18 protein-coding genes and 1 tRNA gene are annotated in these 23,351 nt (G+C 52.1%); 8 read left to right on the top strand and 11 right to left on the bottom strand.

All coding sequences use genetic code 11. The features are described from left to right. The 3 genes from V9K95_RS05635 (at position 1) to V9K95_RS05625 (ending at position 4,964) form a co-directional block, all read left to right on the top strand. Positions 1–2,979 carry a sarcosine oxidase subunit alpha gene (locus V9K95_RS05635; RefSeq protein ID WP_336439617.1) on the top strand — a complete coding sequence of 993 codons (2,979 nt, stop codon included), beginning with the start codon at positions 1–3 and terminating at the stop codon, positions 2,977–2,979. After that, positions 2,972–3,526, top strand: coding sequence for a sarcosine oxidase subunit gamma (locus tag V9K95_RS05630; RefSeq protein ID WP_307279966.1), 555 nt, complete (start codon positions 2,972–2,974; stop codon positions 3,524–3,526). Before V9K95_RS05635 ends, V9K95_RS05630 begins: the two co-directional genes overlap by 8 nt. A 262-nt stretch (positions 3,527–3,788) precedes the next feature. After that, a complete protein-coding gene (locus V9K95_RS05625) occupies positions 3,789–4,964 on the top strand; it encodes an alpha/beta hydrolase (RefSeq protein WP_115052236.1) in 1,176 nt (391 codons plus the stop codon). 5 nt (positions 4,965–4,969) lie between these two features. Here V9K95_RS05625 and V9K95_RS05620 read toward each other — a convergent pair whose 3' ends face one another. The 3 genes from V9K95_RS05620 to V9K95_RS05610 form a co-directional block, all read right to left on the bottom strand. Further along, on the bottom strand, positions 4,970–5,452 hold the full coding sequence (locus V9K95_RS05620) for a MaoC family dehydratase (protein WP_115052237.1): 483 nt from the start codon (positions 5,450–5,452) through the stop codon (positions 4,970–4,972). 64 nt (positions 5,453–5,516) lie between these two features. Continuing rightward, positions 5,517–6,812 (bottom strand): Hsp70 family protein, encoded by a 1,296-nt coding sequence (locus V9K95_RS05615; RefSeq protein ID WP_336439618.1) that lies wholly within the window; start codon positions 6,810–6,812, stop codon positions 5,517–5,519. Between the two features lie 92 nt (positions 6,813–6,904). Next, a complete protein-coding gene (locus V9K95_RS05610; protein WP_336439619.1) occupies positions 6,905–7,813 on the bottom strand; it encodes a LysR family transcriptional regulator in 909 nt (302 codons plus the stop codon). 109 nt (positions 7,814–7,922) lie between these two features. On the opposite strand from V9K95_RS05610, the gene V9K95_RS05605 reads away from it, so the two are divergent. Continuing rightward, on the top strand, positions 7,923–8,927 hold the full coding sequence (locus V9K95_RS05605; protein ID WP_336439620.1) for an aldo/keto reductase: 1,005 nt from the start codon (positions 7,923–7,925) through the stop codon (positions 8,925–8,927). A gap of 43 nt (positions 8,928–8,970) precedes the next feature. Here V9K95_RS05605 and gnd read toward each other — a convergent pair whose 3' ends face one another. The 5 genes from gnd to cpdR form a co-directional block, all read right to left on the bottom strand. After that, complete coding sequence (gene gnd / locus V9K95_RS05600; RefSeq protein ID WP_336439621.1) at positions 8,971–10,002, bottom strand: phosphogluconate dehydrogenase (NAD(+)-dependent, decarboxylating); 1,032 nt, start codon at positions 10,000–10,002, stop codon at positions 8,971–8,973. A gap of 82 nt (positions 10,003–10,084) precedes the next feature. Beyond that, positions 10,085–10,687 (bottom strand): DsbA family protein, encoded by a 603-nt coding sequence (locus V9K95_RS05595; RefSeq protein ID WP_336439622.1) that lies wholly within the window; start codon positions 10,685–10,687, stop codon positions 10,085–10,087. Between the two features lie 114 nt (positions 10,688–10,801). Then, positions 10,802–11,677: an FkbM family methyltransferase gene (locus V9K95_RS05590; protein ID WP_336439623.1), complete on the bottom strand. Its 876-nt coding sequence runs from the start codon at positions 11,675–11,677 to the stop codon at positions 10,802–10,804. Positions 11,678–12,041: 364 nt separating this feature from the next. Next, a tRNA-Val gene (locus V9K95_RS05585) sits at positions 12,042–12,116 on the bottom strand. Between the two features lie 100 nt (positions 12,117–12,216). After that, positions 12,217–12,579 carry a cell cycle two-component system response regulator CpdR gene (gene cpdR / locus V9K95_RS05580; protein ID WP_115052244.1) on the bottom strand — a complete coding sequence of 121 codons (363 nt, stop codon included), beginning with the start codon at positions 12,577–12,579 and terminating at the stop codon, positions 12,217–12,219. Positions 12,580–12,843: 264 nt separating this feature from the next. Here cpdR and V9K95_RS05575 point away from each other — a divergent pair, with 264 nt between their 5' ends. Both V9K95_RS05575 and hisN read left to right on the top strand, forming a co-directional pair. Beyond that, positions 12,844–13,734, top strand: a complete 891-nt coding sequence (locus tag V9K95_RS05575; RefSeq protein WP_336439624.1) for an N-formylglutamate amidohydrolase — start codon at positions 12,844–12,846, stop codon at positions 13,732–13,734. A 237-nt stretch (positions 13,735–13,971) separates the two neighbouring features. Beyond that, positions 13,972–14,745 (top strand): histidinol-phosphatase, encoded by a 774-nt coding sequence (hisN, locus tag V9K95_RS05570; protein WP_115052246.1) that lies wholly within the window; start codon positions 13,972–13,974, stop codon positions 14,743–14,745. Here the strand turns inward: hisN and V9K95_RS05565 are convergent. Together V9K95_RS05565 and V9K95_RS05560 are read right to left on the bottom strand one after the other, a co-directional pair. Beyond that, positions 14,735–15,718: an alpha/beta hydrolase gene (locus V9K95_RS05565; RefSeq protein WP_336439625.1), complete on the bottom strand. Its 984-nt coding sequence runs from the start codon at positions 15,716–15,718 to the stop codon at positions 14,735–14,737. The two genes, hisN and V9K95_RS05565, sit on opposite strands and share 11 nt — an antisense overlap. Before the next feature lie 184 nt (positions 15,719–15,902). After that, a complete protein-coding gene (locus V9K95_RS05560) occupies positions 15,903–16,325 on the bottom strand; it encodes a hypothetical protein (protein ID WP_115052248.1) in 423 nt (140 codons plus the stop codon). Between the two features lie 268 nt (positions 16,326–16,593). Between V9K95_RS05560 and V9K95_RS05555 the strand changes: the two genes are divergently transcribed. Then, positions 16,594–17,061 carry an Hsp20 family protein gene (locus tag V9K95_RS05555; protein ID WP_115052249.1) on the top strand — a complete coding sequence of 156 codons (468 nt, stop codon included), beginning with the start codon at positions 16,594–16,596 and terminating at the stop codon, positions 17,059–17,061. 46 nt (positions 17,062–17,107) lie between these two features. On the opposite strand, the gene V9K95_RS05550 is transcribed toward V9K95_RS05555, so the two are convergent. Continuing rightward, positions 17,108–18,157: a threonine aldolase family protein gene (locus V9K95_RS05550; protein WP_336439626.1), complete on the bottom strand. Its 1,050-nt coding sequence runs from the start codon at positions 18,155–18,157 to the stop codon at positions 17,108–17,110. A gap of 428 nt (positions 18,158–18,585) precedes the next feature. Between V9K95_RS05550 and gltB the strand changes: the two genes are divergently transcribed. Then, positions 18,586–23,304 carry a glutamate synthase large subunit gene (gene gltB, locus V9K95_RS05545; protein ID WP_336439627.1) on the top strand — a complete coding sequence of 1,573 codons (4,719 nt, stop codon included), beginning with the start codon at positions 18,586–18,588 and terminating at the stop codon, positions 23,302–23,304. The last annotated feature ends 47 nt before the right edge of the window (positions 23,305–23,351 follow it).

Genomic DNA, 23,351 nt, shown 5'->3' with positions numbered 1-23,351 from the left:
ATGGCTCAATCCACTCATTCCGGCAGCAATCGCATTGCAGGCATTGGCCGCCTCACTCCTGCAAAAACAGTGCGATTTACCTTTGACGGTCAAAATTTGACAGGACTGGAAGGTGACACACTCGCCTCGGCTCTGCTTGCTAACGGCATCCACCTGGTTGGTCGTTCGTTCAAATATCACCGGCCACGTGGCATTCTTTCCGCAGGCAGCGAAGAGCCGAATGCTCTTGTTGATATCGAGCGGGACAAGTCACGCAAACAGCCAAACGTTCGTGCGACAGTCCAAGAAATCTACGATGGCCTGAAGGCAAAATCGCAAAACCGCTGGCCGTCGCTGACATTCGACATTGGCGCGATCAATGATGTTTTTTCGCCAATGCTGCCAGCTGGCTTTTACTACAAAACTTTCATGTGGCCGAAATTCGCGTGGAAAACGATATATGAACCGAAAATCCGCGCAGCCGCTGGACTCGGTGTCGTACCGGGCGAGCCCGATACGGATCGTTACTCCAATCGCTTTGCGCATTGTGACGTACTGGTAATTGGCGCTGGAGCCGCAGGCCTTGCGGCAGCTTTAAGTGCGGCGTCCACTGGCTTGCAAGTTATTCTTTGCGACGAGCAGCCCGAGGTTGGTGGCGCATTGCGCTATGAAAATGACGTTCAGATTGATGGCATCAGTGGTTACGAATGGGCTGTTGCAGCCTATGCCAAACTGCGCGAAATGAAAAATGTTCGGGTCCTTACCCGCACAACGGCGTTCGGTTACTATGCGCAAAACTTTGTTGGGCTGGTTGAACGACTTAGCGACCATTTAAGCCGCCCTGCTGCTGAAATGCCCCGTGAGCGTCTCTGGCAGGTTCGAGCAAGCAAGGTGGTTCTGGCAACAGGTGCCATTGAACGACATATGGTTTTTGCCAATAATGACCGCCCGGGCATTATGCTCGCATCTGCCGCCCGCCTATTTCTCAACCAGTATGGCGTTGCAGTTGGCCGAAAGGTGGGAGTCTATACCGCCAACGACTCGGCCTACGCAGCAGCGATCGACTTAAAGCGTGCCGGCATTGACGTGCCGGTCATTGTGGATACACGCAATAACCCATCATCCGCCATTATTGATGAGGCGCGCTCACTCGGCATAGAGGTGCTGACCGGCCATGCTGTCTACAGCGCTGGCGGCAAGCGTCGCATTTCCTCCATATCCATCAAGCCAAACGAGGGTGGAATAGAGCGAAAGATCACAGTTGACGCGTTGATCATGTCGGCGGGCTGGACGCCTTCGGTTCACCTCTTTTCGCAGTCGCGTGGCAAGGTGGCTTGGGACGCCGACAATGAGCGCTTCCTGCCGGGAACTTACGCGCAAAATTGCGTGTCCGTCGGTGCATGCAATGGTACCGACAATTTGCAGTCTGCCCTCGATGAGGCCATTGCGGCTGGCGGCGGGCAAGCTGGTACAATAGTTGCAACTGGTGGCACCAATTGGATCGCCGGGATGATCGGATCTGCTCCGGGAGCAGGGGCCGATACGACCGTTAAAGCTTTTGTGGATTTCCAGAATGACGTGACCGCCAAAGACGTCAGGCTGGCGGTTCGCGAAGGCATGCACTCCATAGAGCATATCAAGCGTTTTACTACCAATGGTATGGCGACGGACCAAGGCAAGACATCCAATCTGCATGGTCTGGCTATTGCTGCGGAAGCTTTGGACAAGCCGATTCCATCGGTGGGTCTCACAACGTTCCGGGCGCCATTCACGCCTGTCACTTTTGGCGCGATCGTCAATCATGCCCGCCATGATTTGTTTGATCCGACGCGCCACACACCCATGCATGCCTGGCACGAGGCTCAAGGCGCTCCGTTTGAGGATGTCGGACAGTGGAAACGTGCATGGTATTATCCTCAAGCTGGCGAGGACATGCACGCGGCAGTCAATCGGGAATGTGTTGCTGTACGCAATCAAGCGGGCATTTTTGATGCTTCAACATTGGGCAAGATCGAAGTTGTTGGGCCTGACTCGGCCAAATTTCTCGAACTCCTATATACAAATCCTTGGGAAAAGCTCGGAGTGGGCCGCTGCCGTTATGGCATCATGCTGCGGGAAGATGGTTTTATCTACGATGACGGTGTTGTCGGTCGTCTCGCAGAAGACCGGTTCCATGTGACAACGACAACGGGTGGTGCTCCACGCGTGATGCACCATATGGAGGATTACCTTCAGACTGAATTCCCACATCTGAACGTATGGTTGACCTCGACAACAGAGCAATGGGCTGTAATCGCCGTGCAAGGTCCGAAGGCCCGTGAAATCATTTCGCCGCTCGTGGAAGGAATTGATCTCTCGAACGAAGCCATGCCGCATATGAGTGTGCGGGAGGGTAAAATTTGTGGTGTTCCCACCCGCTTGTTCCGCATGTCGTTTACTGGTGAAGCTGGTTACGAAATCAACGTACCAGCGGACTACGGCAAAGCCGTTTGGGAAGCGGTCTATGAACAGGGTAAGCCGTTTGGCCTTACGCCTTACGGTACTGAAACAATGCACGTCCTGCGTGCGGAAAAGGGTTACATCATTGTCGGCCAGGATACTGACGGAACTGTTACCCCGCAGGATGCCGGTCTGACTTGGGCCATCGGCAAGAATAAAACGGACTATGTTGGTATTCGTGGTCTTCTGCGCCGTGATCTTGTTTCTGATGGGCGCAAACAGCTTGTCGGATTGAAGACAGTCGATCCGAAGATTGTGTTGGAGGAGGGTGCGCAAATCGTGGCCAATCCTAACCAGCCTGTTCCGATGACAATGATCGGCCATGTTACATCTTCCTACTGGTCAGAAAATTGCGGTCGTTCCATTGCACTGGCGCTGGTGATCGACGGAACAAAGCGATTAGGCGAGAGACTTTACGTGCCAATGCCAAATGGTGTGATCGAGGTTGAAGTAACCGGAATGGTCTTCTTCGATGAAAAAGGAGAACGGCTCAATGGTTGAGGTTATCGGCGCAACACGACTGCATCCGTTGCAGGCCGGTCATTCCAGCGCTTTATCCGTTTCGGTAACGCTGGCTGAAAATGCCACTCGCTTATCGCTTCGTGCCCGGGAAGATGCAATTCCTGCGATTTCGAAGGCTCTTGGCCTGTCATTGCCAACGAAGCCCAAGACGTCCACATCCGAGGGCACGAGATCAGCACTATGGTTGGGTCCTGATGAATGGCTCATCATTGATACCGCAGATAGCAGTGTCGTCGCAGATATTGCCAAAGCTAAAGTTCTACATTCTGCGGTAGATATTTCGCATCGCAATATAGGAATTTTGGTTTCCGGCAAGGGGGCCGATGCTGTGGTCAACGGTGGGTGTCCGCAAGATCTTTCACTGGCAGTATTTCCGGTAGGAGCTGCTTCGAGGACAGTCCTCGGCAAGATCGAGATTGTCCTTTGGCGCTTGGCTGAAAATGAGTTCCGCGTGGAATGCTGGCGGTCATTCTCAAACTATGCCTATGCGTTTCTTCAGGAATCTGCTCGAGACGTTGCCGTGTAACTAAGAGATAGGTTCATTTCGGGCCGACAGTAAAATTCGGTTTTCAGATGGATAATGGTAGAGCCTGTGCACTAAGCAAGGTGCCGGCAATCTGAGCGCATGCAAACAAGGACTGCGCTCGCGACATTTGCAATGATGTGCAATTTTCCGGATATGATGTAAACAGGCGCTGACTGCGTCGACAAACACAATTACGCCGTCGTTTTTTATGATGGGATGCGGATGACCACCGATTCGGTGGTCAGCTTGCATAGAGAAGCATATGGCGGTCAAGAAACGTCTGGTTATCAATTTCACCGGTTATGAAGGTTTGCATCCTGATGCAGTGCGTGGGCGTTATCTGAATAGTTCAGGTGACTTCAATAGGTTGTGGAACACAAAAACGATTGCCGGGCCAATGGTGGGCGAGGGGTCTGGTGTTGCTGCCATGCCCATTGAGACTACGGGAGCGAATTGGAGCACCGAAACCGAATTCTGCCAGTATGGCACTGCCGATATTTTCGATATCTATTCTGCACGAGGCGTCATCACCCGTTTTGCGACAGGCCTGATGGCCTTTCTTGATATTCTTTTATCGGGCACCTTCTATCGATACCTGCGCACCAGCTGGCGATTTTGCCTCTTCTTCATGTGGCCCTTTGCTCTTGCCTGCATAATAACGATGGTACTGCTTGGCGTCGGTTTGTCGCCCATCTGGGCAGACTTCAATCCTTGGCATTTGGTATGGAGTGTTCCCCTCGCGCTTGTAGCTTGCCGTATCCTTATTCGTTGGCCGGGAGATAAAATATTCTTTTCCTATCTGCTTGATGATTGGGCTGCGGCGTCTGATCGAATTCATGGTCGCAACAGTGAGTTGCTCCTGCGTCGTCGCGGTTTCGCCGATCACCTGATCAGGAAGCTGGAGGCAAGTGACGCGGATGAGGTCATTATAATTTCCCATAGCCTGGGAACTGTGCCAGCCGTAGAAGCAATCGCTGATGTCTGGCGCGCGCAACCGGAGCTATTGAAAAACAGACCGGTATCGCTGGTTGCAGCGGGCTCGTGTCTCCTGATGATCGCATTGCACCCCCGAGCAATAAGCTTGAAGGAAGATATCCGGATTGTCATGCAGGAAACGCCAGTACTTTGGGTGGAGTTCCAGGCCATTTCCGACATCATACATTTTTATAAGTCAGATCCGGCAGGGGCGCTGGGGATTGAACCGAAGGTAGCGCCCATTATTCGTCGAATAAGATTCAAGAATGTTCACAAGCCAGCGCGGTATGCGCGGGCAAAGAAGAATTTCTTCAAGATGCACCTGTTGTTTCTCAAAGGAGCACAGATACGCAACACCTACGACATGGGCATGTTTGTGCAGGGGCCCTTTATGTTTGCCGAATTGATGACCAAGTATGACGGAGAAGCGGCGCCACTTGATGAGAAGGGTAGGATAGGCTGAAAACCTCAATCCATTTCTGGTGGATGCTCGAGCACTGCAATTGTCAGCCAATTTGCCACTAATGCAGGCTTGATAAGGTTTTCGACGTCCAAAGTGACTTCGTAATTGTTGAGGACACGGCCTGAGGGGCGGATATCAGCATCCACAAGCTTGAAGCGTGCACGCACACGCCTGCCAGTATTGACTGGAGACATGAAGCGCACTTTGTCAAAACCGTAATTGATACCCATTGTGGCACCTTCAATCATCGGTAGTGCTTCATAGGCCAGGGTGGAAAGCAATGAAATCGTCAGGAAGCCATGGGCGATTGTGCCGCCAAACGGAGTTTCTTTTGCAGCACGCTCCGGGTCGACGTGAATGAATTGATGATCGTCGGTAGCGTCGGCAAACAGATTGATCATTTCCTGCGTGACGGTACGCCATTCGGAGCAACCGATTTCAGTCCCGACCGCTGCTTTCAATTGTTTGAGCGTTATCGCTTCTTTCATAATATCGACTTTCCAAACATATGCAGAATGTGGTTTGTTTCGATAGTCGGTTCCGCCCAGATTGTCATCCCTGAACTGTCCATTGAGCAATATCGTCGCGTTCACCGATCAGTGCGAGTCCGTGCGCAATAGAGAGGAGTTCACCCCCGCTCTCGATCCGGCCCTCGTCAAAGCGTTTGGTGAAAATGCTTCGAACAGCAGGGACAAAGGATGTTCCACCCGTCAAGAACACTTTATCGATTGAGGCCGGAGACGTGTTTGTTTTTGTCAGGACTTCATCCAGCGCGCCTTCAATCCTATCCAGATCTTCTGTTATCCAGCTTTCAAAATCTGAACGTTTGATCGTCTTTTTGCCGCCGGACCCGAGAGGGGCAAAATTGAACTCGGCTTCTTCCGCCGATGATAGTGCCATCTTCGTTGCGGACACTGCCTGATAGAGCGGGTATCCTTCGTCATGTTCGACGAGATCAACAAAAGTCTCAAGTTTTTCCGGATCAAAACTACTGCGGACAAGCTTCTTTAACTCGACGAATTCACGTGAGGTTTTGAAGATAGAAAGCTGGTTCCAGCGTCCAAAATTTGCATACCAAGACGAAGGAACTTCCAGCCTTTTGTCAAAACTCTTGAAATATGTTCCCTTGCCAATCTGTGGCGCAACGATCTGGTCTATCATGCGATAGTCGAAATGGTCGCCCGCAACGCCGACACCAGAATGACCGACAGGTGTTGCCTTCAATTTGCCTGCGAAGCTTTCAAACCGAATGATCGAATAGTCAGTCGTGCCGCCGCCGAAGTCAGCTACCAAGACTGTCGCATCTGATTTTAAATGTTGAGCGAAATAAAAGGCAGCAGCGACGGGCTCATAAACGAAGTGCATTTCAGGAAAACCAAAACGCGTGAGCGCCTCGCTATAGCGCTGCATTGCCAGTTCCGGTTTGGGATTGGCTCCCGCGAAATGGACGGGGCGACCGGTTACGATCCGGCTGACCTCGGACGGCCAATTATCGTCCGCATATACCCGCAACCGCTTTATGAAAACCTCCATGAGGTCTTCAAAAGTTTGCCGTTTCGCAAAGATCAATGTGCCTTGAAAGAGGGCACTTGCCGCAAATGTCTTTATGGATTGGAGAAAACGGCATTCGCCAGGATGATCAATGAATTGCCGTATCGCCGCGTGCCCGGCCTCAACCTTCAAAGAGGCAGCACCCGCCAGGGGATCCTTCATGAAAGACAGTGCCGTCCGCATGCTATCGGCTTCGCCAGCCCGACTAGTGAATGTCATTGACCGTGTGGTGGCTCCATCTGCCAATGCCATGACGGAATTGGTTGTGCCAAAGTCAAAACCCAGCGCCTGAGCCATGGCCGCGCTCCTTGTGCTGTTATATTTTGCTATTTTTTGCGCGCTCAATGCGCTTTCGATTTGGGAGGCGCGTCATCGCACATCATTGCGCGCTATGCAAGGGACAGCTTGTGATCGCTCTTTATGAAATCAACGAAAGCGCGTAACGGCGCAGGCATATGATTGCGGCTGGGATAATAGAGCCGAGGGCCGGTAAAACTGAGCCACCAGGATTGCATTACAGGCACAAGTTCACCGCTTTGGAATGCAGGCGTAATCGTTTCTTCGAAAGTGTATATCAAGCCAAGGCCAGCAATCGCCGCTCCGAGCTCAACTTCGATAGAAGATGCGAGCAAAGGACCCTTGGGAGTAACTTTCACAGTTTTTCCATTCTTTTCAAACTCCCATGCAAAGGAGACGCCGCTCGCAAAGCGATGGCGAATGCAGGCATGGTTGATGAGATCGCGCGGGTGCTCTGGCGTGCCGTGAGTGTCAAGGTAATCAGGTGCTGCGGCCAGAACAAACCGCTGCGTGCGCGGCCCGATTGGAATTGCGATCATGTCGCGTTCAATACTCTCATCATAGCGAATACCGGCATCAAAGCCCGCGGCGAGGATATCAATGAATGTATCGCTTGCGAGGATGTCGAGACTGATCCCCGGATGACTAAGAAGGAACCTGTTGACGATAGGTGGCAGGATACTACGGGCGACGATAATCGGCACGTTTAACTTGAGTGTTCCAGTGGGGCTGTCGCGGAAGCTGTTTAAGGCATCCAGCGCGCCAGCGATCTCGCCCATTGCGGGCTTTAAACGCTCCAGCAATTGCGTACAGGCGTCCGTTGGTGTGACGCTTCGTGTGGTCCTGTTCAAAAGGCGGACATTAAGCCGCTCTTCAAGGCGGCGTATTGCATCGCTGAGTGACGATGCGGAAACGCCGCGAACTTTTGCTGCAGCCCGAAAGCTGCGGGTTTCCGTGATCGCGACCAACGCGCTCAAATCAGAAAGGTCTGGTTTATTCATTGTACTCTTTTCCGAACAACCCGTGCATGATAAAGCGGATTATCGCACAAATTGAAATCTTTATAATTGCATTCGACAGCTCGTAAACAGGAAAATACGGAGTTTTAGAATGCAATATCATCAACTTGGTGCAACTGGCCCGAAGGTTTCTGAAATTGGACTCGGTTGCATGGGCATGTCAGGCATGTACGGACCCTCCGATCGTGCCGAGAGCATTGCTACCGTTCATGCCGCTTTGGATGCCGGTGTCAACTTGCTGGATACGGGCGATTTTTACGGTATGGGCCACAATGAAATGCTGATAGCTGAGGCATTGAAGGGCAGAAAGCGTGAAGATGCACTGATAAGCGTTAAATTCGGAGCGCTTCGCGATCCGAGTGCCGGATGGATCGGATTTGATGGAAGACCCGCGGCGGTCAAGTCTTCGCTGGCCTATACGCTTCAACGGCTGAATGTTGATTATATCGATGTTTACCGGCCAGCCCGGCTTGATCCTGATGTGCCAATTGAAGACACAATCGGTGCAATCGCCGATATGGTAAAGGCAGGTTATGTCAAACATATTGGCCTGTCCGAGGTTGGTTCGGCAACGATACGGCGTGCGGCTGCCGTTCACCCGATTGTTGATCTCCAGATTGAGTACTCGTTGATCTCACGCGGCATTGAGGACGGCATTTTGCAAACTTGCCGCGAGCTTGGCATCAGTATCACTGCCTATGGCGTGCTTTCACGCGGACTGATCAGTGGGCATTGGCAGAAGGATGCAGCGGCACCTACCGATTTCCGTGCGTATAGTCCCCGGTTCCAGGGCGAAAATGTCGACAAGAATTTGGCGCTTGTCGAGGCGCTCAAAGCGATTGCTGACAAGAAGGGCGCTTCTGTCGCACAGATCGCCATCGCATGGGTTGCTGCGCAGGGTAAGGATATCATTCTGATTGTGGGCGCTAGGCGTCGTGACAGATTGACTGAATCCTTGGGTTCCCTTGACGTTGCACTCACCGGTGAGGACTTGGAAGCGATCGAAAAAGCTGTGCCAAAAGGCTCGGCAGCGGGCGCCCGTTATGCCGCTGCACAGATGGCGCATCTCGATAGTGAAGTCAGCGCACATGGTTAGATAGATAGGGCCGGTCTGTCAGCCCTATCTAAATAGACACAGATTAGCCTGCGGTTTTGTTCGCGGGCTTTTCTTTATGCCCGCCGAACTCGCTGCGCATGGCGGAGAGAATCTTGTTGGCAAAGTCAGCATTGCCGCGCGATGAGAACCGTTCCTGCAAAGCAGCGCTGAGGACGGGCGTTGGCACAGCTTCATCTATGGCAGCGATGACGGTCCAGCGTCCTTCACCGGAATCGGAAACATGGCCTTCATAGCTCTCCAGGCCGGGATCACCATAAAGGGCATCAGCAGTCAAATCGAGCAACCATGAACTGATAACACTGCCACGACGCCACACTTCGGCGATCTCTGGCAAATCAAGCTTGTATTGATAATGTTCTGGATTTTGCAGTGGCGTGGTTTCCGCGTCAACTACATGCTCACGCATGCCGATGTCCGCATTTCGCAGAATATTCAGACCTTCGGCGTAAGCTGCCATCAACCCATACTCGATGCCATTATGGACCATTTTGACGAAGTGTCCGGCACCGTGCGGTCCACAATGCAGAAACCCCTGATCGGCTGTACTGGCAAGGTCTTTGGGGCGGCTTTCAGTGATCGGCAAGTCACCTTTGCCAGGTGCGAGAGCGGCAAAAATGGGAGAGAGATGCTCAACGGTGGGTTTTTCGCCGCCGATCATGAGACAATAGCCGCGCTCCAGGCCGAATACGCCGCCGCTGGTTCCCACATCAACATAGTGGAGACCTTTTGACTGCAAGGCTCCGCTGCGCCTGATGTCATCATGATAATAGGAATTGCCACCGTCGATCAGGATATCGTCCTTATCCAGCAATGGTACGAGTTGATCCAGAACTTTGTCGACAACAGCAGCGGGAAGCATAAGCCAAACAACCCGTGGTTTGGACAGTTTGGAAACGAAATCCTGCAGAGACGCACTTGCCGTAGCCCCCAGCGCTTCCAATGCAGCCATGCTTTCAGCGCGCGCGTCATAAACAACGCATTCGTGTCCGTGCTGCATCAGCCGTTGGGTCATATTGTTACCCATACGGCCCAATCCAATCATACCGAGTTGCATTTCTAAATCTCCGGGGGAAGGTTGAAAAATATCCTTGAAGGATGGCATTACGGGCCAGGTCGCTATGTTACCGGACGGCAGGCTATCTGCTTCCTGATTTATCAACGGCGGCGCGAAGCGTGTCAATGTCAGTCACCCGCGGATAGAGCTCCCGGCCCACGATGAAGGCGGGTGTGCCGGCTAGCCCTAGTGATTTTGCCTGCGCAGCGTTATGATCCAACCGCTCTTGTATGGTATCGAAATTTTGTTCCAAGGCATCCCTGACCCGGTCAGTGTGGATGCCAGCTGCTCGTAAGGTTTCATCTACCCGTTTCAGCGTGAGCCTGCCCGGCACCTTCATGAGAGCGCCGAATGCTTGTTCGTGTTGACCGCTATACCCAGCGGCCAAAGCCATTCTTGAAGCGTAAACTGAAGTATCTCCGAATATGGGCCAATCTCTCATAATCAGCCGTATCGACTTATTGTCTTTCAGCAGTTCTTCCAGTTGAGGATGAAGCTTTTTGCAATTGGGGCATTGATATTCGAAGAATTCGACGATTGTCACGCTGCCTTTCGGGTTGCCAAATACAGACCAAATAGGATGATCTTCCCGTGGCTGTTCTTTCGCCTCAGCTATCTTAGGTAAAAATACGCTGCTTAAAGCCACAGTCAGAAGATCACGGCGATTCAAAAATGGATTGGTCATCAGTTCCCCGGCCAGCATTATCTGCTCGCCATCATGGCGAAAGGAACGGCATATTTGGGGCGCCGGATTGAGAAAAACGAGTAAAAGCCGGTGGCTTGGATTCGTCCGCTTTTATCAGATCGGCAGCGCAACAATATCGATGTGATCGCTGTCCGCTGTGTGCACATCGTTCATTATCGCCGGAACATCCTGTCCCCGGTCAAGTAATGTGCCCTCTGCAGTGATAATGGAAATTTGATAGCCAAGGTCTATAAGGAATTTCAAATAGGTCTCGGGCGTGACGCTGGATATCCAGCCGATTAGATTTGGGCTGAATTCGCTGACAATAATGGGGCGAAATTTTCTCAATGTATTTATCATGCCGGTAAATGCGCGGTATTCTGCACCCTCGATGTCGATCTTGACGAAATCGACCCGATTCCAGTCATGCAAGACATCATCGAGCCGTACGCAGGGAATCAAGCGTTTGATTTCAAGTGACTGTCCCGATTGAAGCGTAGCGCTGACGCCGTTGGAACCGGATCCATTCAGGGCGAGTACATCGGTTTTATCACCGACCGCGCTCAAAAGAACATTAACGTGGCTGAAGGAATTCGCGTCGCGGCTTGCCACGAGCAAACGACCGTTTTCGACATTCGGCTCTACCGCCAGAACGCGTCCCTGGCTTCCGACCAGTTTCGCACAGAGCATGGTGAAGTAACCAATATTCGCCCCGATATCTATGACGTGCATTCCCGGCTTGACGTATTGTTCGAATACCCTCGTCACATTTGGTTCATAGGCACCACCAATGACATTGATCCCGACATCCGGATCATTTCGATCCGCATAAATCCATGCGTCATTGAGAAAGACCTTTTCGATCTGCCGATCAGGTGCTGGGTCAAGTAAGCGGCGGCTCTGAAACTCAAGTGAGTTGAGATACATGCGAACAATGCTTTCAAGCGGCTGACCTACATAAGTGTAGTGAGATTTTTCAACTTCGTTCATTGTTCGACCCAAAATCAAACGGAACGCATAATCTATGTCAGCGGTAGTCGTGATCATCATTGTTCTGGCACCCGATTATAAAGCGCCTAATCTCTTGAGAGGAGTGCGCGGGGGCAATATTCAACGCTGTGATAATCAAACGCAAGGGCGTTTGTATATTTCAGAACTCAAAGTAAACGCGGAAATTCTTTCATTCCTACTGATAGATAAGAGTAGTTCGAGGGACATGCGAGGGAGCGTAGCTGACCAAACGCTGACTATTCAGAGTCTTCCTTGCTGATGTTACAAGGAAAGGCGCAGTGCAGGGCAAACACGCGCATTACGGCATTCGCCTTAAGTATCAATAATAGAGAGGAAGGTCAGATGGTGGGCGTGACAGGGATTGAACCTGTGACCCCTACGATGTCAACGTAGTGCTCTCCCGCTGAGCTACACGCCCATCTGCCGGGCGCATACACCATATTGAATTGTGTCCGTCAATAGCTGTTAAAGGAACTTATCGGGCTTTCTTGCAGGAATATCGGATTAGCTCGGCGCAATCAGGCTGCGACGAGCATTTTTTCGATTTCATTGACGAGATCGCGCAAGTGAAATGGCTTGGATAGAACCTTGGCATCTTTTGGTGCCTGCGAATCGGCATTTAAAGCCACGGCAGCAAAACCAGTGATAAACATGATCTTCAGGTCCGGATCGATTTCAGATGCCCGGCGGGCCAATTCGATCCCGTCCATTTCCGGCATGACAATATCCGTCAGCAACAAGGAAAATGGCTCTTCACGGAGACGATCATAGGCGCTGGCCCCATTGTCGAAATGCGTGACGTGATAGCCAGCTTTCTCCAGCGCCTTCACCAGGAAGCGCCGCATATCATTGTCGTCTTCTGCAAGAAGTATTCTTTTCATCGGTCCGTCCGAATTATCTAGCGCCGATCATCCCCAGACCAGCGTTCTGTAAAATCTACAAAGCGCTTTTTTGGTAAAGATCACGTGAATGATTTGCTAGAAATAAGGCTGAACGCGCGAAATGTCGAGGTGGTCCGGCGCGGATAGATCATCTTAAGAAAGATCAGCGAATGTTGCTTGCACGATCAATTCCATTACAGGCAAACTTGATCTAGAGTATTCAGGCATTGCCCGCAGGTTCAGCAATAACATTTGAAGTGAATGATGACCGTCAACCGCGATTTCCCCGATAGCTCTCCATTTGAATTGCGGCAGCCATCCGATCAGCGCATTCCATTTGTTTTTAACTCACCCCATAGCGGCCGTTTCTATCCACCGACATTCATCCTGCAATCACAGCTTGATGCGCATACCATCCGCCGCTCGGAAGATTGCTTTGTGGATCAGCTCTTCGCATCAGCCGTAATGCTGGGGGCACCGTTAATGCTGGCGCATTTCCCGCGTGCTTATCTTGACGTCAATCGCGAACCCTATGAACTCGACCCTAAAATGTTTTTGGAGCCACTGCCTTCGTTTGCGAATGGACATTCTGCCAGGGTGGCAGGCGGCCTCGGCACGATTCCGCGGCTTGTTGGGGAAGGGCAGGAAATCTACGCGCAAAAATTTCATATTTCGGAAGCGCTCGGACGCATCGATAGTATCTACAAGCCCTATCATTTAATGCTCGGAAATGTGCTTGCGACGACATGTGCCCGTTTTGGCTATGGCATACTGGTCGATTGCCATTCAATGCCTGCCAGTATCCGCTTTCCAGAAAGCGGAATGCGCCCGGATTTCATCATAGGCGACCGATTTGGCACGAGTTGCGCGCCCGAATTAGCCAGCGCCGCCATACAATTGTTGCGCGAAATGGGTTATGTGGTTGCACACAACAAGCCTTATGCCGGCGGCTACATCACTGAACATTATGGCCGTCCCCTGAAGCATATGCACGCATTGCAGATCGAGGTTAATCGCGGCCTTTATCTGAATGAGAATACTTACGAAAAAAAACCCGGATTTGAGCAGCTCCAACGGGATATCGGACTGTTCCTTGCGGACCTGGTTTCCCTGCCGGATTTTTATTTTCTCGATACGCCCTTGGCGGCAGAATAGGGATCCACACCATATCTCAATAAAAAAGACCGCGCGTGAGCGCGGCCTAAGTCTAGGGAGGAAACGCCCAAGGAGGGCATAGACAGGTCGCCCCGTCCATTTTCTAGTTTATGCTGCGTCGCACAAATGTCAAGGTATTTGAGTGATTTTTTAGCATTCTTATATCATGCCTAAAAAACGCGCATAAATTGCGCGGTTTGATCACAAAAGAGAATAATAAAGTCATCAGGAGCTATTTTGGTCATCGATCTTACCTTTTTAAAGCAAATCGCCGAGGTTGCAGCCCAGCAGACACTGCCGCGTTTTCGCACAGTAGCGCTGGTCGATAATAAATATCAGACAGGGTTTGATCCGGTTACCGAAGCTGACAGGGAAGCCGAGCGAGCCATACGTAGCTTGATAAATGCAACTTTCCCCGAACATGGAATTTTAGGCGAGGAATTTGGTGGAGAGAATTTAGCGCAGCCAAACATTTGGGTCATTGATCCTATTGATGGGACGCGGGCCTTTATCTCCGGCCTGCCGGTATGGGGAACGCTGGCTGGACTGACAATCAATGGCGATGCGGTGGCGGGGGTAATGTCTCAGCCATTCACGCGCGAGCTTTTCATGTGCGATGGCGATGCCTCTTGGTACGAAGGACCTGACGGGGTTCGGCGTTTGCAAACGCGCAAGACCACCGAACTGGCCGAGGCAACATTGTTTACGACTACGCCAGCGCTCTTCAAGGGTGCGCAGCGGGAAGCCTATGACAGGATCGAGTCAACGGCGCGCCTCGCGCGTTACGGTACAGATTGCTACGCTTACGCAATGTTGGCATCAGGATTTGTCGACTTGGTGATCGAAACCGGACTTCACCCATATGATATCGTGGCGTTGATTCCTATCATCGAAAAGGCCGGTGGTGTTATCACAACCTGGGATGGTGGCGCGGCGGAAAAAGCAGGCGACATTGTTGCGGCGGCTACACCGGAACTGCACGCCAAAGCGCTGGCCTTGCTCAATCAGTAAGCTCTGTCTCGTCCGATAATTGCGTTGGTTCGTTGCCTGTTCCTGGAATGAAGGCATCGAATGCTGCAAAAAACTGTTCGCGATAGAAATCAGCCTCCTGCAGAATCTCATGCTTTGCACCATCAATTGTGAGAAGAGTGGTGTTGCGCAGCTGCACAGCATAACGCTCTATCGCCGGGGTTGAGACAATGGTGTCCGCGCCAGCTGCGATAATCAGTAATGGAATGCGTATTTTCTCGATAAATTCAGGGCGATTGACCCTGTTAATCGCTTTTGCGGCAGCAACAATCCAGCTTGCTGTCGGGCCACCAAGAGCGAGTTCCGGCTCTTGTTCGAGTACATCGCATTGGCGCTTGTAGCGGCTGGGATCTGATGTGACCGGGTTGTTTTCAAAAGGCCTGGCCTTGTATGGGCCGCTGAGCATGTAGGTTCTGCCAAGCCCAATGGAGCGCAGCGAGTTTGCGACGATCCTTGCCGTCATTCTTTGCAAGCGCGTCATGGGAATATCAAGCAGGGGTGATGTCAGGACCATGCGATGGATTCGGTTGGACATGGAGGGCGCTGCAAGCAGTGCTATGAGGGCACCGGTGGAGTGAGCCAGAACATAGAACGGGCCCTTGCAATCGGGCAGAAGCACGGTTTCAAAAAACCTTTCGAAGTCGGCAACATAATGTTCAAAGCTTTTTATATGGCCTCGCGCCGCATCGCGTAAAAGACGGCTTGAGGCGCCTTGGCCACGCCAGTCAAATGTGGCCACTGTAAAACCGCGCGCCGCAATATCCCTGGCGGTTTCGAAATATTTTTCGATACATTCGCTACGACCGTGCAAAATAATGACAGTTCCGCGGATCTGGGATGTGCTGGCGGGGATGATTGCATAACGCAGTTGCTTGCGATCCGGCAGATCAAAGCTATCGACACGGGTACCCGCGGGAATAGGGTTGGACGCAATTTCGACGAGTGATCGGATCATGTGCGGTCGGGTGCCTCAAAGAGCAAGTTGCCTCCGTGATAAAGCCGCTCCGACAGAACGTCAAACAATGCCTGAAACGGCAAAGCTAAAAATAAAGATCGACCGGAAACTCTGCCTAAGAGCTTCCGGTCAGTACATTGCAGATGGAAGGGACGTTACATCTGCAATGATTTCGGCTTTTTTATCAGTAGGCCGGATTGATCTCGATGCTGAAGCCGGAGCGGCGATCACGGTCACGTCCCACGCGGCGGGTTTCAAGAATTTCGCCTCTGCGGGACACGACGACAATCACCGGATTGCCGCGGCGAGAAGCTCTTACAAAATAACGGCCACGTTCGAAATCGATATCGCGAACCCGGTAACCGCGACGCTCCAGCATGCGGGCAACATCGCGTGGCCCAAAGCGTTCACGGCGGTCATCGCGCCAGTCAGAACGGTCGCGATCGTAACGGCCACGATCCTGAATGAGATAGCCATCCGACTCGTCCTGCTCCAGATAGATGGCAGGTGAGTTATCGCGATAATAACGTTCCTGAGCAAATGCCGAGGAGGCGAAGCCTGTGATCAAAACGGCGGCTGCAGTAAGAGCGATAAGGGGTCTTTTCATTGTCCTATCCTTTATATGCCGGACCGTATCCGACCTTGGGTGTAGTTATAAAATCATCGAGCTGAACGTATTCCGAAGATGATGTTCATTTTGCGTTCATTGAACGTCGCAGTTTCATACAAATAGACTTGAAACCAGGAATTGCGCTTACCAAATATGGTTTGCAGCCGCCATATCGGGGTTGCTGGTTCAACAGAATTTGCCACATCGGGGATTCTGACGTGAATCAAAAAACGCAAACATTGTCGCTCTAAAGGAGGGCTTACCCATGCGTCACGTTGATTTTTCACCACTCTACCGTTCAACCGTCGGTTTCGACCGGCTTTTCACGATTCTCGACAGTTTGGCTCAGCCGGAAGGTGCCCAAACTTATCCGCCCTATAATATTGAGCGGACAGGCGAGAACACCTACCGCATCACAATGGCCGTTGCCGGGTTCTCTGAGGATGAAATCCAGATTGAAGCCCACCGCAACCAGCTCAAGGTGACGGGCGAAAAAACTGCTGAAAAGTCGGAAGATTCCGAGACATTATATCGCGGTATTGCGTCTCGCGCATTTGAGCGCCGTTTCCATCTTGCCGATTTCGTCGAGGTAAATGGGGCCAGCCTGAAAAACGGCTTGCTGCACATTGATCTCAAGCGCGAAATTCCGGAAGAGATGAAGCCGCGCAAGATTGCGGTTACGGCTTTGTCCGATAACGAAGCCAAGCAGATAGAAGCAAAAGCCACTAACTAAGCGGCTACTGCCATGAGTGGAGAGCGGCGCAGCGATGCGCCGCTTTTTATGCGATCAGATCGCCAAATTGGCGGACTTCTTCTTGCGTCGTAGCAAAGCTAGTTACGAGGCGGATCATTGTTTCGTCATTTGCAAGCAGATTTTCTTCGTTGTGAGGCGGCTTCCACTCATAAAAAATGGCTCCGCTTGCCTGTAGGCTCGCCACAACACTCTTGGAGGCAATCGCAAAGACTTCGTTTGCCTGGGGTTGCCAAGCAAGTCTCATCTTTTTCGAACCAGCAATTTGTTCTGCAAGAAAGCGCGCCATCGTATTGGCGTGGGTCGCGAGCTCCAGCCATAATCCGCCAGCAAAATAGGCTTCGAATTGCGCTGCAACGAAACGCGACTTTGAAAAGAGCTGCGCGGATCTCTTTCGGATAAAGGGCACGTCCTTTGCCTGATCGGGGTTCATGAATATCAATGCTTCTGCACACCAGCAGCCGTTCTTGGTTCCTCCGAACGACAAAATGTCGACACCCTGTTTCCACGTCATATCCGCAGGGCTGCAGCCAAGGGTAATGAGCGCATTGGCAAAGCGAGCGCCATCCATATGGAGTGGCAGGCTATTATCCTTGCACAGTGCTGAAATCGCTGAAATTTCGCCGAGCTCATAGATGGTGCCGATTTCTGTGGATTGGGTAATTGAGACACCCATTGGCTGTCCGGCGTGCACATTGCCGGGGGCGAATCCCCGAATAGCTATTTTAAGATTATTAGTATCAATACGCCCGGTCGGACCGTCTACCGGCTGAAAACGGCCTCCAGCTGAGAGAAAGCCTGGTGCTCCGCCCTCGTCCTCAATCAGATGGGCCTCACGATGAGCGAAGGTTACGCCGCCTGGCCTGCCGATGGCAGCTTGGGCAAGCGAGTTGGCGGCAGTGCCAGTTCCGACGAAGAAAACGGCGACTTCCCGTTCAAAGATTGTGTTGAATGTTTCATCTATTGCGCGGTCGAGCGTGCTGGTGCCGTAAGCCGAGGCAAAGCCATCGGAATGCCGGTTTAAATTCGCGGCAATTTTGGGGTGGGCGCCAGCCCAGTTATCGGACGCAAAGTGCATGAAGCAAACCTCTCTTCAGGATGGATGAGCAGAGGCTTACGCCTTTAGAAGCATAGTGGAAAGCAGCCGTAACTGTTAATAATGGAGGAAGTAACTATTCAGCATTCTATTTTTAGCGGAAACACCTGCTCTCGTAACTAATGCGAGCAAATTGACAATTTGACGCAATCTTCTTTCGTGGAATGATGTTATTTTTTGCTTTTCCATCTTGTTTGTTTGGAATAATTCTGGCATACGCTGATACGACAGCATTGCTGTCCTATTTGCGGAGACTGATAATTGAGGACGGCTGTCAAGTGCTTTCGTCCTTCTTAAGGTGCCCGCAATCTACAATCGGAAGATATGCCGCATGAAGCGGGGCAGGAATTATGCTATTCCGTCCCATATGACTAAGACCGCCCTGTGAGGCTTCAATGGAGGAATTGACGATGTCGGATTTGACGCCATCTGTAACGACTGAACTCGCTCAGGCCGTACAGAATCGTGCGGTCAAAACCAATAAATTGTCGGGTTTCCCCAAAGCCCAAGGCATGTACGATCCCCGTAATGAACATGACGCATGCGGTGTGGGTTTTGTTGCCCACATGAAGGGCGTAAAGTCCCGCAAGATTATCGAAGACGGGCTTTTCATGCTCGAAAACCTGACCCATCGCGGCGCTGTGGGTGCCGATCCATTGATGGGCGACGGTGCTGGCATGCTTGTCCAGATTCCTGACGCGTTTTTTCGCGCGGAATGGGCAGAAAAGGGTGTCGAGCTTCCTCCGGTCAATCAATATGCCGTTGGCTATTTCTTTATGCCGCAGGACCCGGAAGAGCGTGCACATATCGAGCAGGTCGTAGCGGAAGTTATTGCTTCGGAAGGCCAGACACTCATCGGTTTCCGTGACGTGCCCGTTGATAATTCGTCTTTGTCAAAGGCTCCGCATATTGCTGCCACCGAGCCGTTTCATCGTCAGGTCTTCATTGGACGTAACCCGAATATTGAATCCAATGAAGACTTCGAAGGTCGCCTGTTTGTCCTGCGCAAGGTGATTTCAAACCGTATCTATCAAGAGAACGGTGGCAAGGAGAGCGACTTTTACGTTGTCTCAATGTCTGCCCGTACGATTGTCTATAAGGGCATGTTTCTCGCCTATCAGGTGGGTGCCTATTATAAGGATCTGAAGGACCCACGCTTTGTCAGCGCTGTCGCGCTTGTGCATCAGCGGTTTTCGACAAACACGTTCCCTTCCTGGAAGCTGGCGCATCCCTACCGTATGGTTGCGCATAACGGCGAAATCAACACGTTGCGTGGCAACGTCAACTGGATGGCTGCGAGACAGGCTTCGGTTGATTCCGAGTTTTTTGGCAACGACATTTCAAAGCTCTGGCCAATTTCTTATGAAGGCCAGTCGGATACGGCGTGCTTTGATAATGCTTTGGAGTTCCTGTTTCAGGGCGGGTATTCGCTTGCCCATGCAATGATGATGCTGATCCCCGAGGCATGGTCCGGTAACAAGCTGATCGCGGATGATCGAAAAGCATTTTACGAATATCATGCTGCGCTGATGGAGCCGTGGGATGGACCAGCTGCTGTCGCGTTCACGGATGGCCGTCAAATTGGCGCGACCTTGGACCGCAATGGTCTGCGTCCAGCGCGCTATCTCGTGACTGATGATGATTTCGTGGTCATGGCCTCGGAGGCGGGTGTGCTTCCTGTGCCGGAAGAAAAGATCGTCAAGAAGTGGCGGTTGCAGCCCGGTCGCATGCTGCTGATCGATATGGAAAAGGGTGAGATTGTTTCTGATGACACGATCAAATCCGAAATAGCCAATCGCCATCCATACAAGCAGTGGCTCAAGAACACCCAGTTGATCCTGGAAGAATTGAGCCCGGTTGAGCCGCGCGCCTTGCGCAAGGATGTCAGCCTTCTCGATCGCCAGCAGGCATTCGGCTACACGCAGGAAGACACAAGAATCCTGATGTCGCCCATGGCGACGACAGGTCAGGAAGCCATTGGTTCGATGGGTACGGATACGCCAATCTCGGCAATGTCTGACAAGTCGAAGATGCTTTATACCTATTTCAAGCAGAACTTCGCGCAGGTCACCAATCCGCCGATTGATCCGATCCGCGAAGAGCTGGTGATGAGTCTTGTTTCATTCATCGGTCCACGCCCAAATCTTTTCGATCTGGTTGGAACATCGCGCCGCAAGCGGCTGGAAGTACGCCAGCCCATCCTGACCAATGGAGATCTGGAGAAAATTCGCTCCATCGGCCATACGGAAGATCGTTTTGACACCAAGACGCTCGATACGGCCTATAATGTTGAAGAAGGCGCTGCTGGAATGGCCGGTGCCGTGGAGCGGCTTTGTGATCGCGCTGAAGCGGCGGTTCACGGCGGCTACAACATCATCATTCTTTCCGATCGCCAAGTTGGTCCGGACCGGATTCCAATCCCGGCGCTTCTCGCAACCGCGGCCGTTCACCATCATCTGATCCGCAAAGGGCTGCGTACGTCGGTTGGTCTCGTGGTTGAGTCGGGCGAGCCGCGTGAAGTGCATCACTTCTGCTGCCTTGCGGGTTATGGTGCGGAAGCAATTAATCCGTATCTGGCTTTTGATACATTGCTCGATATGCACAAGCGGGGTGAATTTCCGCCGGAAGTGGATTCGAGGGAAGTTGTATCGCGCTACATCAAGTCCATCGGCAAGGGCATCCTCAAGGTCATGTCGAAGATGGGCATTTCGACCTATCAGTCCTATTGCGGTGCTCAGATTTTTGACGCTGTCGGGTTGAAGTCGGAATTTGTTGATCGCTTCTTCTTTGGTACGGCGACGATGATCGAAGGCGTAGGACTTGAGGAAATAGCGGAAGAAACAGTGCGCCGCCATCGTGACGCCTTTGGCAATGATCCTGTTTTGTCCACTACACTCGATGTTGGCGGCGAGTATGCCTATCGCATGCGCGGTGAAGCACATTTGTGGTCGCCGGACGCGGTAGCAAAGCTGCAGCATGCCGTGCGTACGGACTCGGCCAGCACGTTTAAAGAATATTCCGATATGGTGAACAGCCAATCGGCGAGGGCCAAGACCATTCGTGGCCTGTTCAATATCAAAATGGCTGCCGATACCGGCCGCAAGCCAGTTTCGATTGATGATGTCGAGCCTGCCAAGGAAATCGTAAAGCGGTTTTCCACGGGTGCCATGTCGTTCGGCTCGATCAGCCGCGAAGCCCATACAACATTGGCTGTAGCGATGAACCGTATTGGTGGTAAGTCGAATACCGGTGAAGGCGGCGAGGAGCCCGATCGCTTCTACCCACTGCCCGATGGCAAGCCAAATCCGGAACGTTCCGCGATCAAGCAGGTGGCATCCGGGCGCTTTGGTGTCACAACCGAATATCTCGTCAATTCTGACATGATGCAGATCAAGGTTGCTCAGGGCGCAAAGCCCGGTGAGGGTGGTCAGCTTCCCGGACATAAGGTCGATGCGACAGTTGCCAAGACCCGTCACTCGACGCCGGGTGTTGGCCTGATTTCGCCGCCGCCGCATCATGACATCTATTCCATCGAAGATCTGGCCCAGCTGATCTACGATTTGAAGAACGTCAATCCCGAAGCGGATGTGTCGGTTAAGCTTGTTTCGGAAGTTGGGGTGGGCACAGTTGCTGCCGGTGTGGCCAAGGCGCGCGCTGATCATATTACCATTTCCGGTTATGATGGCGGCACAGGTGCATCGCCGCTGACGTCGCTCAAGCATGCCGGTAGCCCATGGGAAATGGGCCTTGCTGAAACCCAGCAAACGCTGGTGCTTAACGGGCTTCGCTCGCGCATAGCCTTGCAGGTCGATGGTGGCCTGCGAACCGGTCGTGACGTCATTGTCGGCGCACTTTTGGGAGCGGACGAGTTTGGCTTCTCTACCGCTCCATTGATAGCGGCAGGGTGCATCATGATGCGCAAGTGCCACTTGAACACCTGTCCCGTTGGCGTTGCAACGCAGGATCCGGTCTTGCGCAAGCGCTTCAAGGGCACGCCTGAGCATGTGATCAACTTCTTCTTCTATATGGCGGAAGAAGTTCGTCAGTTCCTGGCTGAGATGGGTTACACGCGGTTCGAAGAGATCGTCGGCAAGGCCGAACTTCTCGAAAAGCGCGAGGCGATTGATCATTGGAAAGCCAAAGGGCTCGATTTCTCTCGCATATTCCACAAGCCGGAAGCGCCTGAGGAAAAGACACGTTGGACAGAACGACAAAACCATCCAATCTTCGATATTCTCGACCGCAAGCTTATTGAGCAGGCGCTGCCCGCCCTCGAAAGCAAGCAACCGGTCAAGATCGAAATGGGCATCAAGAATGTGGATCGCTCTGTAGGTGCAATGCTTTCTGGTGAAGTTGCCAAGCGTTATCGGCACAAGGGACTAAAAGAAGATACAATCTCGGTGAGATTCACAGGTACGGCCGGGCAATCTTTTGCTGCATTTTTGGCCAGAGGCATCTCCTTCGAGTTGATTGGCGACGGCAATGATTATGTAGGCAAGGGACTTTGCGGTGGCCGCATTGTCATTCGCCCGCCTGAAAATACGAAAATCGTGCCGGAAGATTCAATCATCGTTGGCAATACCGTGCTGTACGGAGCAATTGAAGGCGAGGCTTATTTCCGTGGGGTCGCGGGCGAACGGTTTGCTGTTCGTAATTCCGGAGCAATTGCCGTTGTCGAAGGCACCGGCGATCATGGTTGTGAGTATATGACCGGCGGTGTCGTTGTCGTCATTGGTCAAACGGGCCGAAACTTCGCAGCCGGCATGTCGGGCGGTGTCGCCTATGTACTTGATGAAGCTGGAGATTTTGCCCAGCGTTGCAACATGGCCATGGTTGAGCTGGAGCCTGTTCCAGAAGAAGATGACATCCTTGAGAAGCTTCATCATCATGGCGGTGATCTGGCACATAAGGGGCGTGTTGATGTTTCGGCCAATATGACAAGGCATGATGAAGAACGTCTGGTTCAACTGATTTCGAACCATATGCACTATACGGGTTCTGGCCGCGCGAAAGAAATTCTCGATAATTGGGAGAGTTTCAGGCCGAAATTCGTGAAAGTTATGCCGGTGGAATACCGACGCGCGCTCGAGGATATGGAGCGTATGCGGATGGGTGTCGCAGCCGAATAGTTTCAATGCCTTAGCTTCGAGCGTCGCTGTTGCGATGCTCGGCAAAG

Source organism: Phyllobacterium sp. CCNWLW183, assembly GCF_037203775.1.
GTDB classification, from domain to species: domain Bacteria; phylum Pseudomonadota; class Alphaproteobacteria; order Rhizobiales; family Rhizobiaceae; genus Phyllobacterium; species Phyllobacterium ifriqiyense.
The sequence above is the reverse complement of the archived record's forward strand: the minus strand, read 5'-3'. Positions and strand labels throughout refer to the sequence as shown.

Coding starts and splice junctions, on each gene's coding strand:
- V9K95_RS05635 (WP_336439617.1), top strand. CDS start 1: ATGGCTCAATCCACTCATTCCGGCAGCAATCGCATTGCAGGCATTGGC.
- V9K95_RS05630 (WP_307279966.1), top strand. CDS start 2,972: ATGGTTGAGGTTATCGGCGCAACACGACTGCATCCGTTGCAGGCCGGT.
- V9K95_RS05625 (WP_115052236.1), top strand. CDS start 3,789: ATGGCGGTCAAGAAACGTCTGGTTATCAATTTCACCGGTTATGAAGGT.
- V9K95_RS05620 (WP_115052237.1), bottom strand. CDS start 5,452: ATGAAAGAAGCGATAACGCTCAAACAATTGAAAGCAGCGGTCGGGACT.
- V9K95_RS05615 (WP_336439618.1), bottom strand. CDS start 6,812: ATGGCTCAGGCGCTGGGTTTTGACTTTGGCACAACCAATTCCGTCATG.
- V9K95_RS05610 (WP_336439619.1), bottom strand. CDS start 7,813: ATGAATAAACCAGACCTTTCTGATTTGAGCGCGTTGGTCGCGATCACG.
- V9K95_RS05605 (WP_336439620.1), top strand. CDS start 7,923: ATGCAATATCATCAACTTGGTGCAACTGGCCCGAAGGTTTCTGAAATT.
- gnd (WP_336439621.1), bottom strand. CDS start 10,002: ATGCAACTCGGTATGATTGGATTGGGCCGTATGGGTAACAATATGACC.
- V9K95_RS05595 (WP_336439622.1), bottom strand. CDS start 10,687: ATGACCAATCCATTTTTGAATCGCCGTGATCTTCTGACTGTGGCTTTA.
- V9K95_RS05590 (WP_336439623.1), bottom strand. CDS start 11,677: ATGAACGAAGTTGAAAAATCTCACTACACTTATGTAGGTCAGCCGCTT.
- cpdR (WP_115052244.1), bottom strand. CDS start 12,579: ATGAAAAGAATACTTCTTGCAGAAGACGACAATGATATGCGGCGCTTC.
- V9K95_RS05575 (WP_336439624.1), top strand. CDS start 12,844: ATGACCGTCAACCGCGATTTCCCCGATAGCTCTCCATTTGAATTGCGG.
- V9K95_RS05565 (WP_336439625.1), bottom strand. CDS start 15,718: ATGATCCGATCACTCGTCGAAATTGCGTCCAACCCTATTCCCGCGGGT.
- V9K95_RS05560 (WP_115052248.1), bottom strand. CDS start 16,325: ATGAAAAGACCCCTTATCGCTCTTACTGCAGCCGCCGTTTTGATCACA.
- V9K95_RS05555 (WP_115052249.1), top strand. CDS start 16,594: ATGCGTCACGTTGATTTTTCACCACTCTACCGTTCAACCGTCGGTTTC.
- V9K95_RS05550 (WP_336439626.1), bottom strand. CDS start 18,157: ATGCACTTTGCGTCCGATAACTGGGCTGGCGCCCACCCCAAAATTGCC.
- gltB (WP_336439627.1), top strand. CDS start 18,586: ATGTCGGATTTGACGCCATCTGTAACGACTGAACTCGCTCAGGCCGTA.